The sequence below is a fragment of the Streptomyces sp. ID05-26A genome (genome assembly GCF_033794685.1).
Taxonomy (GTDB): domain Bacteria; phylum Actinomycetota; class Actinomycetes; order Mycobacteriales; family Pseudonocardiaceae; genus Lentzea.
In genome coordinates this window covers 468,341-483,783 of sequence record NZ_JARAYZ010000004.1, presented here as the reverse complement: position 1 = coordinate 483,783, position 15,443 = coordinate 468,341, and the positions used below count along the sequence as shown (strand labels likewise).

The following is a 15,443-nucleotide window of genomic DNA, read 5'->3' as shown; positions in this document are numbered from 1 at the left end:
CAATGAGGCGATTCTCGGCGGTTGCCGTTCCCACTGCCCCACTGCACGCGCGCGAGGCTGATCACAGACGCCCGTCGCAGCGCCCGCTCAAGCCGTCCTCGGTGGGCCGGGACCTGCTCAGCCGGGTGAACGCGGTCGCGGTCCTGCTCGCGTTCGCCGACACCGTGGCGCTCGTCGTGGTGTGCGTGCGGCACGGTCTGGGCTGGGGCTGGAGCAGCGCGGTCCTGGCCGCGGTGCTCACGATCAGGGGAGCCTGGCGGCTATACCGGCGTCGGCTCTGGCTGTCGTGGCTGCAGGACCTGCCCCGGTCCGCGGCGAGCACGGCGCTGGCCTTCGCGCTGCTGTCCGGCGCTGGCCTGATCAGCGGTGTCGACCCGGCCGGGCTCACCGCCGTGCAGTGGGCGATGATCGAGTTCGCGCTGGTCATCGAGCCGGTGCGGTGGGGTGTGTTCGCGTTCGGCCGCTGGTGCCGGCGCCGGTTCGATCGCTGCGACCGCACGATCATCGTCGGCGCGGGCGAGGTCGGCGTGAACCTCGCGCGGACCATGCTGGAGCACCCCCAGTTCGGCCTGCGGCCCGTCGCGTTCGCCGACTCCGGCCCCGATCCGGACCGCGAGCCGCCGATGCTCGACGTCGTCGACGGCGACCTGGCCGACGCGATCGTGCGGCTCAAGGCCGGCACCGTCGTGCTCGCGTTCTCGCACACCCGCGACTCACCGCTGGTCGACGCGGCGATCACCGCCCACCGGCTCGGGTGCTCGACGCTCGTCGTGCCCCGCATGTACGAGCTGCACCCCGACGGCCCCGGCATCGAACGACTGCGCAGCTACCCGCTGATGCGCCTCGGCACGGCCCCGACCAGCAGGCCCACCTGGTGGATCAAGCGCGCGGCCGACCTGCTGCTGGCCGCGTTCGCCCTGGTCGTGCTCTCGCCGGTGATCGGCCTGTGCGCCCTCGCCGTGCTGGTCGAGAGCGGCCGGCCGCTGTTCTTCCGCCAGGTCCGCGTCGGCATGGACGACCGCACCTTCACGCTCTTCAAGATCCGCAGCGTCCGGCAGTCCGGAGCGGACGACTCGCAGGTCACGTGGTCCGTCGTCGGTGACTCCCGGGTCGGCCCGGTCGGCCGGTTCCTGCGCCGCACCTCGCTCGACGAACTGCCCCAGCTGTGGAACGTGCTGCGGGGCGACATGTGCGTGGTCGGGCCACGCCCGGAGCGTCCCGGTTTCGTTCGCGAGTTTTCCGCTATTCACGAGCTATATTGGGCGCGCCATCGCGTCCCGACCGGACTCACTGGACTTGCCCAGGTGCACGGTCTGCGAGGTGACACCTCCATCGCCGACAGGTCTCGATACGACAACTACTACATCGCGAATTGGTCGTTGTGGCTCGACCTGAGGATTCTACTGATGACAGCGGGTGAGTTGTGTTGTCGGAGAAATCGCTGATAAGTCGATTCGTCGCTGTCGCCTTCGTACTTCTTTCGAGTGCATGTGCGGTCAGTGCCGCCGAGTCGGACCCGATCATCACCGGGCCGCTGCCGAAGGCGCTCGCGCCCTGCGCGTGGTGGTACGGCATCGGCGACTCGCCCTCGTCGTGGGAGATCCGCGCGGCCGCCAAGCACTACGACGTGGTCGTGCTCAACGCGTGGGAGACGGCGGCCATGCGCAAGCTCCACGAGCTGAATCCCAAGGTCAAAGTGCTGGTCTACAAAGACTTCTCCAGCACCCGCAACTACTTCGGCGCGGTCGAGGGTGATCGGGACGCCCGGTACCTGCCGACCGGGGTCGGGTACGTCGCGGCGGAGCAGAAGCAGCCGGCGTGGTTCGCGATCAACACGCTCGGCCAGCGCATCGAGTGGGACGGCTACCCGAAGCACTGGCAGATGACGGTGTGGGACCCGGCCTACCAGAAGGCGTGGGCGGACGCGGTCGTCGGCGAGGTGCTGCGCGAGGGCTGGGACGGCGTGCTGGCGGACAACGACTTCAGCTCGCTCAAGTACTACTCGTCCGGTGTGCTCGCGGGGACCGCGGACGCCGCCGGGACGGACCGGCTGCTGCGCGACGGCCTCGACGGCATGCTCCAGCTCACCGGTGACGCCCTGGAGAAGGCCGGGAAGATGCTGATCCCCAACGTCTCCGAGTCGCAGCTCACCCCGGGCCGCTGGTCGGCGCACTCCCGCTACGCGGGCGCGATGGAGGAGAACTTCGGCCTGCAGGGCGACGACGGCACCGGCGAGCTGATCACGTTCCAGGGCAACCAGTTCAAGGAGCAGCGCGCCCAGGCCGCGCTCGGCGAGTCGTGGCTGCTGCTGATCACGCACACGAAGACGGACAAGGAGGAACGCGTCGGGTACGCCTCGGCCGCGCTCCTCGCGAGCCCCCACACTTGCTGGACGAGGGCTCAGCCCGACTACAAGAACCCGTACTGGTCGCTGTACCAGGACGCGCGGCTCGGTGAGGCCGTCGAGTCGGCCAACCGCCTGCCCAGCGGGGTGTGGAACCGCCGCTACTCGGGCGGCTGGGTGGCCGTGAACCCGACGAAGACGTCCGTGCTGATGACGCCTCCGCCGGGCCTCGTGACGCTCAAGGGCGAGGCGGTGCCCGCCCAGCTCGACCTGCCGTCGGCCGACGCGGTGGTGCTGGTCAACGGCCCGCGGCGGTGAGCTTGCGGTAGAGGTCGAGGTGCCTGCGGGCGCAGACCTCCGGGGTGAACCGCTCCCGTGCCCTCGTGGCGAGCCGGTCCCCGGTGCTCGCCGGGTCGGGGTCGGCGAACAGCGCTTCCAGCCGTGCCGCGAGTGCGGGCACGTCGCCGGGCTTCGGACAGTCGTCGCCGGGAACGCCCAGCATGTCCGCGACACCACCGGTGTCCGTGGCGAGCACGGGCTTGCCCGCGGCCATGGCCTCCGCGACGACGAGCGGCTGCTGCTCCATTGTGGACGGCAGCACCAGCGCGTCGTGCTCCAGCAGCAGTTCGGGGACGTCGCTGCGGAAACCCAGGAACTCCACCCGGTTCGTGAGGCCCCTGCGCGTGACCCGGCCCTCCGCCTGAAGCCTCTGCGGACCGTCGCCGACGACCGTCAGCGTGGCGTCCTCGGGCATCGTGGTCTCCAGCGCGTCCAGCAGGTTCAGCAGACCTTTGCGCTCCACCAGCAGTCCCACGAAGATGATCTTGCGGACCGGCTGGGCGGGCGGGCTGGCGGCGCCGACCTCGACGCAGTTGTCGATGTGGGTCATCCGGTGCGGGGGCACGTAGAGCCGTTCACGCAGGAACCGGCCCATCTCCCTGGCCGGGACGACGGTCCGGTGCACGACCCGCGCGACGGCGGCGTCGGCGGCCAGCACCGCCCTGGTGTAGGCCGGGGGAGGGGTGGCGCCGCGGACGTTGCGGAACCACGGTTCGGCCACCTCGTCGGGCACGCCGTGGTAGGTGTGCACGATCTTGGTGCCGCTGGTCGCGAGGCCCGCGCTGACCAGTCCGGAGCGGCGGTCCTGGGCGTGCACCACGTCCGGTCGCCACGCCTTGATCGCGGCCCGCGCCTGGCGTGCGGCGGCCACGTCCCCCTTGCGCATCACCAGGGTCTCTTCGAAGAACGGGTCGATCAGCTCGGCTCCGCGCCTCGGTCGCGGGCCGAACACGCGCACCTCGGCGTCACCCGACTTGGCCAGCGCGGCGGCCAGGCGCACCGTCACGTCCACCGGGCCACCGCTGTCCTGGGTGAGCAGGTAGGCGATCCGTGTCATCGTCGTCCTTCCTCGGTGACCAGCTTCGCGGTGAGCGTCAGGATCTGGTCGGTCATGCGGTGGCGGTCGAACAGGGTCTCGGCCCTCTGCCTGCCTCGTTTGCCTTCGGCGGCCGCGAGCTCCGGGTCTGACAGGCGCAGAGCAATCGCTTGCGCCAGAGCTTTCGTGTCGCCTGCGGGGACCACCTCACCTGCGTCGCCGAGGCTTTGTTCGACGCCCTCGACGTCGAACGCGACGACGGAGCGTCCGCAGGCCATGGCTTCCAACGGCACCAGAGCCATGCCCTCGGCGCGGGAGGGCAGGACCACGACGTCGGCCTCGGCGTAGAAGTCGGAGACCTGGTCGCTGTGGCCGTGCCAGCGGGTGTTCGGGTGTTCGGCGGCTCGGAGCCGGTCGGCCATCGGACCGTCGCCGACGATCAGCAGTTCGGCGTCCGGCACCTTCGCGAGCACGTCGGGCCAGGCTTCGAGCAGCAGGTCCTGGCCCTTCTGGTGGGCGAGCCTTCCGACGCACAACGCCGTGGGGGTGTCGTGGGACTTGGTGCGCGGCGTCAGGCGCTGGGTGTCGACGCCGTTGCAGACGACGACGCCTCGCGCGGTGACATCTGCTTTGCGGCCGGCCTTGAGTTCGTCGTCGCTGACGCACAGGAGCAGGGTCGTCCAGCGGGAGGCGCGGGCTTCCCAGAACCGGGAGGCCCGGCTGAGCAGTCCGGTGGCGACGCGGAACGACCACAGGTGGGGCTGGAAGATCGTCGGGACGCGGCCGCGCAGGACGAGCCTGGCCAGGCCTGCCTTGGAGCTGTGCAGGTGGACGACGTCCGGGCGGTTCGTCCTGAGGATCTCGCGGAGTGAGCGGAGTTCCCGGGCCGTGTTCGGGCCGGGCGTTCGGGTGGCGTGCCAGGGGTGCAACGGGATGCCGGCCTCGGTGGCCTCGTCCGGCAGCCAGCCGGTGGGCGGGCAGGCGATGCTGACGTCCCAGCCCTGTCGTTGCTGAGCCCGGGCCAGGTCGAGGACCACGACGGCGACCCCGGCCTCGACCGGCTGCGTCACGTGGACGATCTTCACGCGCGCTCCTTCAGTCCGATGAGGACGGTGCGGTTGAGGTGCAGGGTGATCGCGCAGTAGGTGGCGAGCAGCAGCAGGCCGGTGGCGATCAGGCCCGCGACGCCCGTGCTGTCCGGCAGGACGAGGTCGATGGCGAGACACGCGGCCGCCGCTCCGGCGACGCTGCCGAGCGCGCGGAACGGCAGGGGGAACGCGAGACCGTTGCGCCTGAGGACCAGCCACGTGACCGGCACCAGCAGCCACACCACGGTGAGCTGGGTGAGGGCGACCGCCGCCGGGCCGCGTTCGGTCGTGAAGACCAGCGCCGTCAGCAGGGCGACGAGGTGCGTGGCTTCGAGGGCGAGGTACTGGCGGGCGTGCCCGGCGGCCCTGATCACCTGGTACCAGACGTGCAGCAGGCCCAGGCCGAGTCCGTAGCCGCACAGCAGGACCAGGAGCCCGGCGGCGTCGGCCCACTGCTCACCGAGAACGACGATCCCGTGCGCGGACAACGCGACCGCCGTGTACAGACCGCCGGTGATCACGAGCGTCGCGATGGTGAACCGCCGCAGGGTGTTCGGCAGCTCGGTGCTCTGTCCACTCCGGACCAGTTCGGCGCAGATCGGGAACAGCACCCCGCCCAGCACGACCGCGATCATGATGTACGGCACCCAGGCGATGCGGAACGCGAGGCTGTACCCGCCCACCGCTTCGGGCCCGAGGACGTGCCCGAGTGCCAGGTAGTCGGCGTTGATCAGCAGCACGGCGATCAACGCGCCCGGTCCGACCACGGCCAGCCACTTCGCCGCTTCCGTTGCCGCCTCACGGTTCCAGGTGGGCCTGATCCGCGTGCCGGCGACGGCGGCGAGCACGGGTTGCGCGATCGCGGTGCACAGCAGGCCGACGACCAGCGCTTCCGGTCCGGTGCCGGTCGCTGCCAGCGTGACGGTGACCGCCGCCCCGATGAGCATGCCGCCCGCGTCGGGGAGCATGCGGCGGCGGAAGTCGAGGTCGCGGTGCATCAACGCCATCTGCACTCCGCCTGCCGCCGTGAACGGCAGCGTGAGCGCCGCGAGCCGCAGCATGTCCGCCGCGCCCGGTGCCCCGAGCACGGCGGCGATGGGACTCGCGGCGGCGATGAGGGTGACGGCCAGCACGGCTCCCGCCGCGACGCTCATCGTGAGCACCGTTCCGGCGGTCTTCAGCGGGTCCAGGGCGGTGCGGCTGACGATGTCGTAGACGCCCATGGCCTGGACGACCTGGCCGATGTTGACGACCGACACCACCAGCGCCACCGCGCCGAGGTCGGCTTCCGTGAGGAACAGGGCGAGCGCGAGGGTCACCACGATCTGGCTGCTCTTGCTCACCAGGTTGACCGCGAAGAGCCACAGCGACCCCCGCACCGCCACGTCTGTCATGCGGTGCGCCGGACGTGCCGCACCGCGAACACCACGAGGGTGATCCACGCGGCCACGACCGCCACTCCGTCCAGCGTGACGCTCGCCCGCGCTCCCAGGGTGTTCCTGATGACCGTGTCGACGAAGTAGAGATGTGCGAACGGCACCACGAGCAGCAGCGTCGCCACACCGGCCCACCGCCAGTGACTGTCCTTGCGCCGCCGCCAGCACACGACCGCCAGCGCCACCATCGCCGGCACCGCGATCAGCACGTCGCCGGGCTGGTGCACGAGCGCGACCACGATGCCCAGGCAGGTCAGCAGATCCGCCGCCTCACCGCCGTTCGCGGTGCGGTCGAGCTTGCGGGCCAGCAGAGCGGTGGTGGCGAGAACTCCGCACAGCGCCAGCAGTTCCGCGGCGGGCGGCAACCACCCGGTGGTCCGGAAGAACACCGCCGGCAGGTCGACCCGTTGCGCCGTCAGGGAATCGACCGCGCCGTACCCGGTGCTGCTGGCCCACTCCAGGTTCCGCGAGATGACGTCGAGGAACTCGCCGATCCCGCCGCCCCTCACGACGAGCAGCACGGCCACCGGTGCACTGGCCAGCGCCGCCAGGGCAGTGCCCAGGAGCGCGACCTTCCGATCACCACGCAAGAACAGCAGCAACGCCAGCGGCAGCCCGAACTGCGGCTTCAACCAGGCCAGCGCGAGCGCCGCCGACGCCCACCCAGGACTCTTGGCGCGCAACAGCAACGCCCCCGCCGCACCGACCGCGATCAGCGGGTTGACCTGCCCGACGTACATCTGGGCCTTGCCGACCTGACTCGTGACGAGCAGTGTGCTGATCACGACCGTGCCCGCGATCATCGGCAGCTTCGCCCGGCCTGCCGCCATGACGGCGAGCCCGATCATGAGAGTGAGACACGCCAGCGCGAACGCCACCGCGCCCACCCGGTACTCGGGCAGCGCGAACGGCAGGTGCAGGACCAGGTGGTAGGGCTGGTAGAGGTTGAAGTTCTGCCGCACCGGCCAGTGCTCGAACATCACCGCCGGGTCGTACGGGTTGCCGCCGTTGAGGAACTCGCGGATGGGGAAGTAGAGCGCGTCCCGGAAGTCCTGCATGCGTTCTTCGGGGAGGTTCGCCTCGGTGGGGAGCGGTACCTCCCACGACGGCTTGAGCGCACGGAACGCGCTGAGGGCGCCGGCCGCGGCCACGAGGGCGACGCCGATGGTCTTGGCGAGGCTCGCCCGGTTGGTCGTGGTGATCATTCGGGGACCACCGCCAGGACGATCGAGGTGGCGGCTACGGCGGTCACGGTGGCCAAGGCGGCGAGGACGGCCAGACCGACAGCGGTGAGGATCGTGGCCATCCGAATCGATCCGGGCTGACCGGCCCCCAGGGGGATTTCAGGCCCCACTGCTAGCGTCTCAGGAGGGTCTGACAGTTCTGGAGTGCTCACACCGGCGGTCCTGTCGCCAGGGCCGGCGAGGTCGGGGTGCTGGGCAGCACCGTTGGGGCCGGGACGTGCGGTCGGAGTGCTCACGCCAGCACCACCGCCACCAGCACCGACGAGGCCGGCAGCACCGCGAGGGCCGTCGCCAGGTCGTTCCGCCGGGCCCGATCGCTCGACGCGACAGCGATCACGGCCGTCCCGTCCGCGGGTTCGGAAGCCTTGTCCGGCAACGCCCGCGCCAGCTCCTCCGCCCGCTCCACCAGCGACGGGCTCACCGGCAGCACCCGCACCGGACGAGCCGCCGCCGCGCACAACGACGCGAGCCGCGACGTCAGGTCGGGGTCGTCGTCAGCAGCGACGACCACCGGGTGGCGGATGCCCGCGGTCGACAGCGCGGCACCCACCACGTTGCCGCGCAGGCGGCGCAACGCCACCACCGCGACACCGGCGATCACCGCCGCCACCAGCGCGAGGCCCGTGGCCAGGCGCCAGTCCGGAGACACCTGGGTGGTCTCGGGCAGCGGGTCGACCAGCCGGAACTTGGCGGCGGGTGTGAGCAGGTCGGCCTCGATCACGGCCTGCGCCACCGCCGTCACGGCAGAGGAAGCGTGCGCCACCGAGTCCGCGCGGACCGAGATGCGGGCCACGCCCGAAGCCGGGACCAGTTCGACGGCGATGGCGTCGGCCAGGCGGTCCGGGGTGGTGCCCGCCGCCTTCGCCGCCACCTCCAGCACGGACGGGCTGCGGACCAGTTGCACCACCGCCGGCGCTGCCAGCGAGGTGACCTCGCCGAACTGGGCGCTGTCCGGTGCGGACGGGGTGGCGAGCAGGGTCAGCCTGCCCTCGGTCACGCCGTCGCGCATCGCCACGGCCAGCAGCACGGCCGCGCCGACCAGCACGGCGGCCAGCAGGCCTTCCAGCACAGCTCTGCGAGCTTTCATCGTCCCTCCAGGACGGTACGAAGCAGTTCGTCGTAGGACTTCATCAGGCTGTGCGCGTCGGCCGAGCCGTCGTGGGAGGCGGCCACCGAACGCGCGGTGGGGGAGAAGAGCAGGCCGCGCAACGCCTTTGCGGTCTGTCCGGGGCTGCGGCGGGGGACCATGACGCCGCCACCGCCGGCCAGCACCTCCCGCACACCGTCCACATCGGACGCGACGATCGGGCGGTTCGCCGCCAGCGACTCGAGCAGCGCGATCGGCATGCCCTCCCAGTCGCTGGTGAGCACGGTGACGTCCGCCGCCTCGAAGAGGTCGCGCACGTCGGTGCGGGTGCCGAGGAACCGGACCCGGCCGTCCGCGCGCTCCTCCAGTTCGGCGCGCAGGCTGCCGTCGCCCGCGAGCCACAGTTCGCAGTCGCCGGGGATCTGGGCCCACGCGGCGAGCAGCACGTCGTGCCGCTTCTGCGGTTCCAGCCGGGCCGGGCAGAGCGCGACCGGCACGGTCGCAGGTGTCCCGAGCCGCGCACGCACGGTCGCCCGGTCCGCCGACGGAACAGACGGGAACACGGCGTTCGGGATCACGACGGAGTCGAGCCCGGCGTCGAGCAACCGCGTGCGAGCAGCGGAAGCAACGGTCACGACGGTCGACGACACCCGGCGCAGCACCCGCACCGCGCCAGGCACGTCCGCCTCGGCGACCCCGTGGAACACCGTCACCACAGGACGCCGCGAGGCGAGGCGGGCGACCAGCGACGCGGACACGTTGTGCGCCAGCACGACGTCCGGCCGGAACGAGCGCACCGCCGCCCGGACGGCCCAAGTCGCGCGCACCACGCCCAACGGCGAACGGCGCGCCACCGGCACGTCGAACACGGGCACCGAGGCAGCGCGCAACGACTCGACGCGGAACCCGCCACCGGACGCCACCGCGGACTCCCAGCCGACGTCACCGCCCGCCAGGGCCATACCGGACACGAGCGCCTCCGCGCCGCCCGCGCCCATCTCGCTGATCACGTGGAGAACGCGCATCGAGGCTCCTCGACTGAGCGCCGCTCGATCGCGACAGCGATGGCGACGAGTGACCACAGGGGCAGGTAGTACTGCTCGGACAGGAAGATCGAGGCGACGAGCACGGCGATCAGCGCCGCCTGCACGGCCACGGCCTCACGCCGGTCCGCCACGCGCCGCAACGCCCGTTCGCTCGCCACGAAACCGACCGCGATGAAAGCGATGAGCAGCACGAACCCGGGCACCCCGAGTTCGGCCGCGACCTCGAGGAACAGGTTGTGCGCCACCGGGGTCTGCTCGTCGATCTCCGCGTTGTGCCCGGCCGCCGCGTACTGCTGGCGGAACCCGCCCGGCCCGACGCCGAGCACCGGGTTGTCGGCGAGCATCCGCGACGCCGCCTGCCAGCGCAGCATCCGCGTGTCGGCGTTGGTGCCCGCGATGTGGCTCTTCTCCTGGAACGCCCGGGACAACTCGGCCTGCGCGGTCGACGCGAACACCAGCGCGGCCACACCGGCGACCGCCGCCGTCACGACCACGGCGCGCACCGGCAGAGCCCGGCGCGCGATCAGCCACACCAGCGCGCAGGCCAGCGCGATCCCACCGCCACGGGAGAACGTCGCCGCCGTACCGGCCACCAGCACCGCGCCCAGCAACAACAACACGATCCGCGACCGGCCCCTCACGGGCAGCGCGACCAGCAACGGCAACGCCGCCACGAGGAAGAACGCCAGGTCGTTGGGATCCTCCAACGGCCCGGTGGCGCGCAACGAGCCCCCGGCCACGCTGAGCAGTCCGCCCGCCGCCGCCACGACCGCACCGGCCACCGTCGCCGCCAGCAGCGCGCGCACCGGCACCTCCCACGCGGCCACGTCGGCGAGCACCGTCGCGATCACCAGGAACGGCACCCACCGCACCAGGTACTCCAGCGTGAACGGCTCGGCCTCGTGCACCGCCGAGGTCGCCAGCAGCACCACCGCCAGCAACGCGATCACCAGGTGCAGCGGATGCGGCGATGGCAGACGTCGATGCTTGTACGAGGAAACCAGCCACACGGCGATCAGCAGCGCGGGCACGACCTTGGCCGACTGCCCGTGCACCTCCAGCAGGTACCCTTCCAGGGGCGCGAGCGCCACCGTCCCGCAGGCGAAGACGCGCAGCAGGACCGTCAGCCACATGCGACCGGATCCCGTTCGCGCAACGGGGAACCCGAGATCCGCGCGACGTGCTCGCCGGTGCCGACCACGTCGAAGTGCTCGCGCAGCATCGACAACACCCAGCCCAGCAGTTCGACCTTCGCCGCGCCGGGCACGGCCATGCCGGGGAAGAACTCCATCCCGGGCGCCTCGGCCCCCGAGAGCACGTCGGTCGGGTGCAGCAGCAACGACGGGGAAACCTTGCGCGCCAGGCACAACCGCAACGCCGTGCGGAAGTACCCACGGGCCAGCCGGGGTGAGATCTGGTGCAGCTGCAACAGATAGGCGCCGTGGATCGGCACCCGCAGCAACGGCATCGTCGTCACCGGCAGCTCGACCAGGCCGTCCCGCCAGCGGTACGCCGTGTTGGGCGCGCGGACCTTGCCGAACCCGCCGAACAGGTCCTCGCCGCCGTCCGTCGATCCCGCCGAACGGTTGTGATAGGCGCGAGCCAGCGGCCCGATCCACGTCGGCAGCACGCTGGCGTCGTAGAGATAACCCCGCCGCCGCAACACGTCCAGCAACGCGGGCGTGACGCTGTACCCCGGTCCGCGGAACCCGGTCGGTCGCGGTGCCCCGGCGGTCATGAGCGCCTCCTCGGCGCGCATGACCTCCTTCTCGACCTCCTCGTCGGAGAACCGGTGCAGCCACGGCTGGTGCCAGAAGGAGTGGTTCGCGATCTCGTGCCCGGCCGCGACGATCGACGCGACCGCCTCGGCGCCGTCGTCGCGTTCCGCGTCCGCGCCGACCACGAAGACCGTGGTGGTCAGACGCTGTTCACCGAAGACGTCCAGCAGGCGCGGCACCGCGGACGGCAGGAAGCTCGGCCTGCTCTCCCAACGGGAATCGCCGTGCGTGCGCAGGTACGCCCACAGGTTGTCGAGGTCCAGCGACACACTGGCGACGGGCTTCACCGCTCACCTCTCGCGCTCACCAGGTCGGAGGGCTTCTGCGCGGCGGACCCGAGCACCAGCACGCCGGACACGACGAGCACCACGCCCAGCACGACCCACCACTCACGCCCGGCCGCGATCTGGTCGCCCATCAGCGCGAGCCCGGCCGCCGAGCTGATCACCACGGTGGTCGCGTCCATCGACGCCACCGCGGACGTGGCCGAGCCCCGCTGCAACGCGGACGCGAGACACGCCTGCCCGACGAACGCGGCGATGATCATCACCCAGGTCAGCGGGTGCAGCACCAGGTCGAGCAGCGGCTTGCCCGCGACGTTGCGCGCGGCCACCGCGACCACGGCGAACGCGACGCCGGCGAGCACCGGCGTCATCGCCTTGAACGTCCGGGCCAGCGGCAGCACCGCGAGAGTCAGCAGCCCCAGCACCACCAGCGCGGGCACCAGCGGGAGCTCACGGGCCGTGGACGGCGCCGCCGCCCCCGTCAGCAACAGCAGCCCGCACGCCATCACCACCAGCACCGCGATCTCGACGCGCCGGATCCGCCAGCCCAGCGCCACGACGCCGATCACGGTGGCGAGGCCGACCGCGCACGACGAACCGGCCTGCACCAGGTAGAGGGGCAGGTCCTCACGAGCGAGGAACGCGAACCCGAACCCGCCGACCTGGCCGGTGAAACCCAGCAGGTACAACCGGTCCGAGGCCAGGCGGGCGAGCAGTCCCACGCCGGTGCCGGGGCGTTCGTCCGCCCTGCGAGCGGCGACGGTCTGCGCGACTATCCCCAGGCCGTAGAGCACAGTGGACACCGCAAGTGCCAGATGACCGGACATGAGCGCGGACACTACGACACGCTTGTGCCGCAACACTTTCGAGCGATGTCCCAGGCAACTCTTTCGAGTGAACGTGTGCGGGATTTCCCGGGATTCGTCCGGATCGATGAAGTACCTTGCCGCGGTGCGGGAATCGAACAGCGTGACGATCGTCTGCGGCACCAGGCCCGAACTGATCAAACTCGCGCCACTCGTCGACCACTTCGGCAGCGCGTGCACCATGATCTACACCGGCCAGCACTACGACCGCTCGATGTACTCGCTCATCCGCCGGGATGTGCCGGAACCGGGCGCGTTCCACGAGTTGCGGCTCGGCGGCCTGCGCCGGGGCGACCAGCTCGGGCGTGCCGTCTCGGCCGTGGACGAGGTGCTGGCCGCGCACCGGCCGGACGCCGTGATCGTGCAGGGCGACACGACCTCCGCACTCGCGGGAGCGTTGGCGGCCAACGCCTGCGACGTGCCGCTGGTGCACGTGGAGGCCGGTCTGCGCAGCTACGACCGCGCGATGCCGGAGGAGCACAACCGCGTGCTCATCGACCACCTCTCCGACCTGTGCTGCGCGCCGACGCCGCTCAACCGCGACAACCTCCTGCGGGAGGGCGTCGCGGACAGCCGCATCGCCGTCACCGGCAACACCGTCGTGGAGGCGCTGGCGCACGCGTTGCCGAGCGCGGATGAGGAGGACGCGGTCCTGGGCGACCTCGGCCTCAAGCGCGACCGCTACGTCCTGGCCACGATCCACCGCCCGGAGAACGTCGACGACGCGGGCAACCTGGAGATCGTCCTGCGCGAGCTCGGCGCGTTGCCGCTGCCGGTCGTGCTGCCGCTGCACCCGCGCACCGCGCAGCGCGTCACCGCGTTCGGCCTGGACGGGTTGCTGCACGGGTTGCAGGTCATCGAACCGCAGTCGTACGGCGCGTTCCTGGCGCTGGCGCACGGTTCCGCCGTGATCGTGTCGGACTCGGGCGGCATCCAGGAGGAGGTGAGCGTGCTCAAGCGGCCCGTCGTGGTCGTGCGGCGCAGCACCGAACGCCCGGAGATCGAGGGCACGTTCGGCACGCTCGTTCCCCCCGGCCCGCTGGTCGGCGCCTCGGTGCTGGCGTGGCTGGACGATGTGGAGGGGCATCGTGCCGCGCTGCGGGAGATCCCGTCGCCGTACGGCACCGGGTCCCCGTCCGAGCTCATCGCGGCGGCGGTGCGGCGGATGCCGGCGCCGGGGCGCTGACCGGCTGCTCCGTCCGGCCGCTGCTCGCGGCCGCCACGAAACCGATCATCACGAGGCCGAAGCTCACCAGGCCGAGCGCCAGCACGATTCCGCCGTGCAGCACGACGGCGAGTGCGAGCGCGGCGCGGCGCGACCGGGAATTCCCGAGCACGCAGATCACGATCGCGGATTCGACGAGGATCGTCGCCCAGGTGATCACGGGGGACAGAAGAGCCGAATCCGCGAACGGCACGAGTGACGAACCGGTTCCGAAATACGCGTCCTGCATCACATGGTGCATTGCGCTGCCGTCGCGCCATTCCGGTTCCCTGAGTTTGATCCAGACCGCCTGGCCGTAGACGACGGCGACCTGCACGCGTATGGCCCAGTGGGTGATCCACGACGCGCCGCTCCACCACGCCGGTAATGGTGTGTCCGGTCGTCTCCAGTGCCAGACCCGATCGTCGGCGAGGCACAACGGGATCAGCAGAAGGGTGACGATTCGTGCCACGTTCTCGCCGCCGTTGGGGACGTGCATCGCGGCGGCGAGGCTGAAGGTCGCGTACCACTGCGGAATGCACGTCCAGCGCGGTCGGTAACCCGAGGCCGCGAGCACGAGTGCGGCGATCGTGACCAGTCGGGTGACTGTCTGCGCCGCTGGAGAAGTGTCCGCGCACCAAAGGGAAAGAGCGCGAAGACCGTCGCATCGGGGGCCGGCTGGTCCATTCGGCACAGTGGGGAACAAGTCGGTGTCCGAGGTGAACACGAGTGCGGACAGTTCCGCGATCGCGACCAGCGACCGAGCGGCGCCGAGGGCGCGCGTGCGGGGTTCGAACGCGAGCGCGCGGGCTACCGGGGTGCGCACGTGAGCTCCACGGGCACTACCCGGACGACGTGCCGGACCGTGCCGTCCCGGCTGGGCCTCTCGACGGCGAAGACGGTGGTTCCGCACGCGCCCGGGTCGGTGAAATAGCTGGTCAAGGTCACTGCGGACGTCGTGGAGACGACGGTGGCGCAGTCGGCCACCGTCGCTGCCGCGCAGTCCCGCCACCGGTCGTCCGGCAGTTCCCGCACCAGGGCCAGCAGCCGGACCAGGTCCGCGTAGGCCCCGCGGTCGAGGCCGCCCAGGTAGTCCCGGTCACCCGCGGTCCGGGTGATCGGGACGAACGTGCCGGCGGCTTTGTCGTGGCGGTACACAACGGTGAACTCACGCCCCGCCGCATTGGTGAAGAGTTGCATTCCCACGGGCCAGAACAGCCGGAACGCATCCCGCTGGGCGCTGATTCCCGGCCCGACGACGTCGGCGGGCAACTGGGCGGCGGTGGTCGCGAGCAGAATCACGCCGAGTGCGGCGCTGGTGAAGGCCATGCCTTTCGCGGCACGGGCCTGGGTGTCCATTTCGATGGACATCGGAACTGAATCCCGGTTGGTTCAGCACTCGCCCGTTGTGCACGGCCCGATGATGAGGGCTGTCTGGTTGCCCGATTCAACCGGTGCCGTGTCCGCCGTGGAACCGGCAAAGGTGATCGCGGCCAATGCCGCAGCCGCCAATAGCGCGCCGAAGAAACCCGCTGTTCTCATTTCTTGATCCCCTCCTGGTTGCGATGAGGAACCTCCCTTCCTCATCGCTGCGGAGGGGAATATGGCAGCGTTTGTCCACTTCGTCAACTGGTAACGGGGTGTGTGCGAGCGGCTCCGAAGCGTGATTCCACGTGAGGCTGAATCGGTAC

The 15,443-nt window shown here is 71.1% G+C and carries 14 protein-coding genes; 3 read left to right on the top strand and 11 right to left on the bottom strand.

Features of this window, described 5'->3' with window-relative positions; translation table 11 throughout:
* Positions 1-2 precede the first annotated feature (2 nt).
* Entirely contained in the window at positions 3-1,445 is a 1,443-nt protein-coding gene (locus PV646_RS33500; protein ID WP_500346305.1) for a sugar transferase, read from the top strand.
* Complete coding sequence (locus tag PV646_RS33495) at positions 1,427-2,662, top strand: putative glycoside hydrolase family 15 protein (RefSeq protein WP_500346304.1); 1,236 nt, start codon at positions 1,427-1,429, stop codon at positions 2,660-2,662. The genes PV646_RS33500 and PV646_RS33495 overlap by 19 nt, the downstream gene beginning before the upstream one ends.
* On the opposite strand, the gene PV646_RS33490 is transcribed toward PV646_RS33495, so the two are convergent.
* The 9 genes from PV646_RS33490 to PV646_RS33450 all read right to left on the bottom strand — a co-directional run bounded on the left by PV646_RS33490 (position 2,643) and on the right by PV646_RS33450 (position 12,509).
* Positions 2,643-3,740 carry a glycosyltransferase family 4 protein gene (locus PV646_RS33490; RefSeq protein ID WP_500346303.1) on the bottom strand — a complete coding sequence of 366 codons (1,098 nt, stop codon included), beginning with the start codon at positions 3,738-3,740 and terminating at the stop codon, positions 2,643-2,645. The two genes, PV646_RS33495 and PV646_RS33490, sit on opposite strands and share 20 nt — an antisense overlap.
* Positions 3,737-4,804 (bottom strand): glycosyltransferase, encoded by a 1,068-nt coding sequence (locus PV646_RS33485; protein WP_500346302.1) that lies wholly within the window; start codon positions 4,802-4,804, stop codon positions 3,737-3,739. The genes PV646_RS33490 and PV646_RS33485 overlap by 4 nt, the downstream gene beginning before the upstream one ends.
* Positions 4,801-6,201 (bottom strand): oligosaccharide flippase family protein, encoded by a 1,401-nt coding sequence (locus PV646_RS33480; protein ID WP_500346301.1) that lies wholly within the window; start codon positions 6,199-6,201, stop codon positions 4,801-4,803. The genes PV646_RS33485 and PV646_RS33480 overlap by 4 nt, the downstream gene beginning before the upstream one ends.
* Positions 6,198-7,448, bottom strand: a complete 1,251-nt coding sequence (locus tag PV646_RS33475) for a glycosyltransferase 87 family protein (protein WP_500346300.1) — start codon at positions 7,446-7,448, stop codon at positions 6,198-6,200. Before PV646_RS33475 ends, PV646_RS33480 begins: the two co-directional genes overlap by 4 nt.
* Positions 7,449-7,719: 271 nt before the next feature.
* Positions 7,720-8,574, bottom strand: a complete 855-nt coding sequence (locus PV646_RS33470) for a YveK family protein (protein ID WP_500346299.1) — start codon at positions 8,572-8,574, stop codon at positions 7,720-7,722.
* Complete coding sequence (locus tag PV646_RS33465; RefSeq protein WP_500346298.1) at positions 8,571-9,599, bottom strand: glycosyltransferase; 1,029 nt, start codon at positions 9,597-9,599, stop codon at positions 8,571-8,573. Before PV646_RS33465 ends, PV646_RS33470 begins: the two co-directional genes overlap by 4 nt.
* Positions 9,581-10,753 (bottom strand): O-antigen ligase family protein, encoded by a 1,173-nt coding sequence (locus PV646_RS33460; RefSeq protein ID WP_500346297.1) that lies wholly within the window; start codon positions 10,751-10,753, stop codon positions 9,581-9,583. The genes PV646_RS33465 and PV646_RS33460 overlap by 19 nt, the downstream gene beginning before the upstream one ends.
* The gene (locus tag PV646_RS33455; RefSeq protein ID WP_500346296.1) at positions 10,744-11,685 is read right to left on the bottom strand and encodes a polysaccharide deacetylase family protein; all 942 of its coding nucleotides are present in this window, start codon (positions 11,683-11,685) and stop codon (positions 10,744-10,746) included. Before PV646_RS33455 ends, PV646_RS33460 begins: the two co-directional genes overlap by 10 nt.
* Positions 11,682-12,509, bottom strand: coding sequence for a hypothetical protein (locus PV646_RS33450; RefSeq protein WP_500346295.1), 828 nt, complete (start codon positions 12,507-12,509; stop codon positions 11,682-11,684). Before PV646_RS33450 ends, PV646_RS33455 begins: the two co-directional genes overlap by 4 nt.
* A 106-nt stretch (positions 12,510-12,615) precedes the next feature.
* On the opposite strand from PV646_RS33450, the gene wecB reads away from it, so the two are divergent.
* Positions 12,616-13,734 carry a non-hydrolyzing UDP-N-acetylglucosamine 2-epimerase gene (gene wecB / locus PV646_RS33445; RefSeq protein WP_500346294.1) on the top strand — a complete coding sequence of 373 codons (1,119 nt, stop codon included), beginning with the start codon at positions 12,616-12,618 and terminating at the stop codon, positions 13,732-13,734.
* Here the strand turns inward: wecB and PV646_RS33440 are convergent.
* Together PV646_RS33440 and PV646_RS33435 are read right to left on the bottom strand one after the other, a co-directional pair.
* Positions 13,691-14,578 (bottom strand): sporulation-delaying protein SdpB family protein, encoded by an 888-nt coding sequence (locus PV646_RS33440; RefSeq protein ID WP_500346293.1) that lies wholly within the window; start codon positions 14,576-14,578, stop codon positions 13,691-13,693. The genes wecB and PV646_RS33440 overlap by 44 nt on opposite strands.
* Entirely contained in the window at positions 14,563-15,123 is a 561-nt protein-coding gene (locus tag PV646_RS33435) for a hypothetical protein (RefSeq protein ID WP_500346292.1), read from the bottom strand. The genes PV646_RS33440 and PV646_RS33435 overlap by 16 nt, the downstream gene beginning before the upstream one ends.
* Between the last annotated feature and the right edge of the window lie 320 nt (positions 15,124-15,443).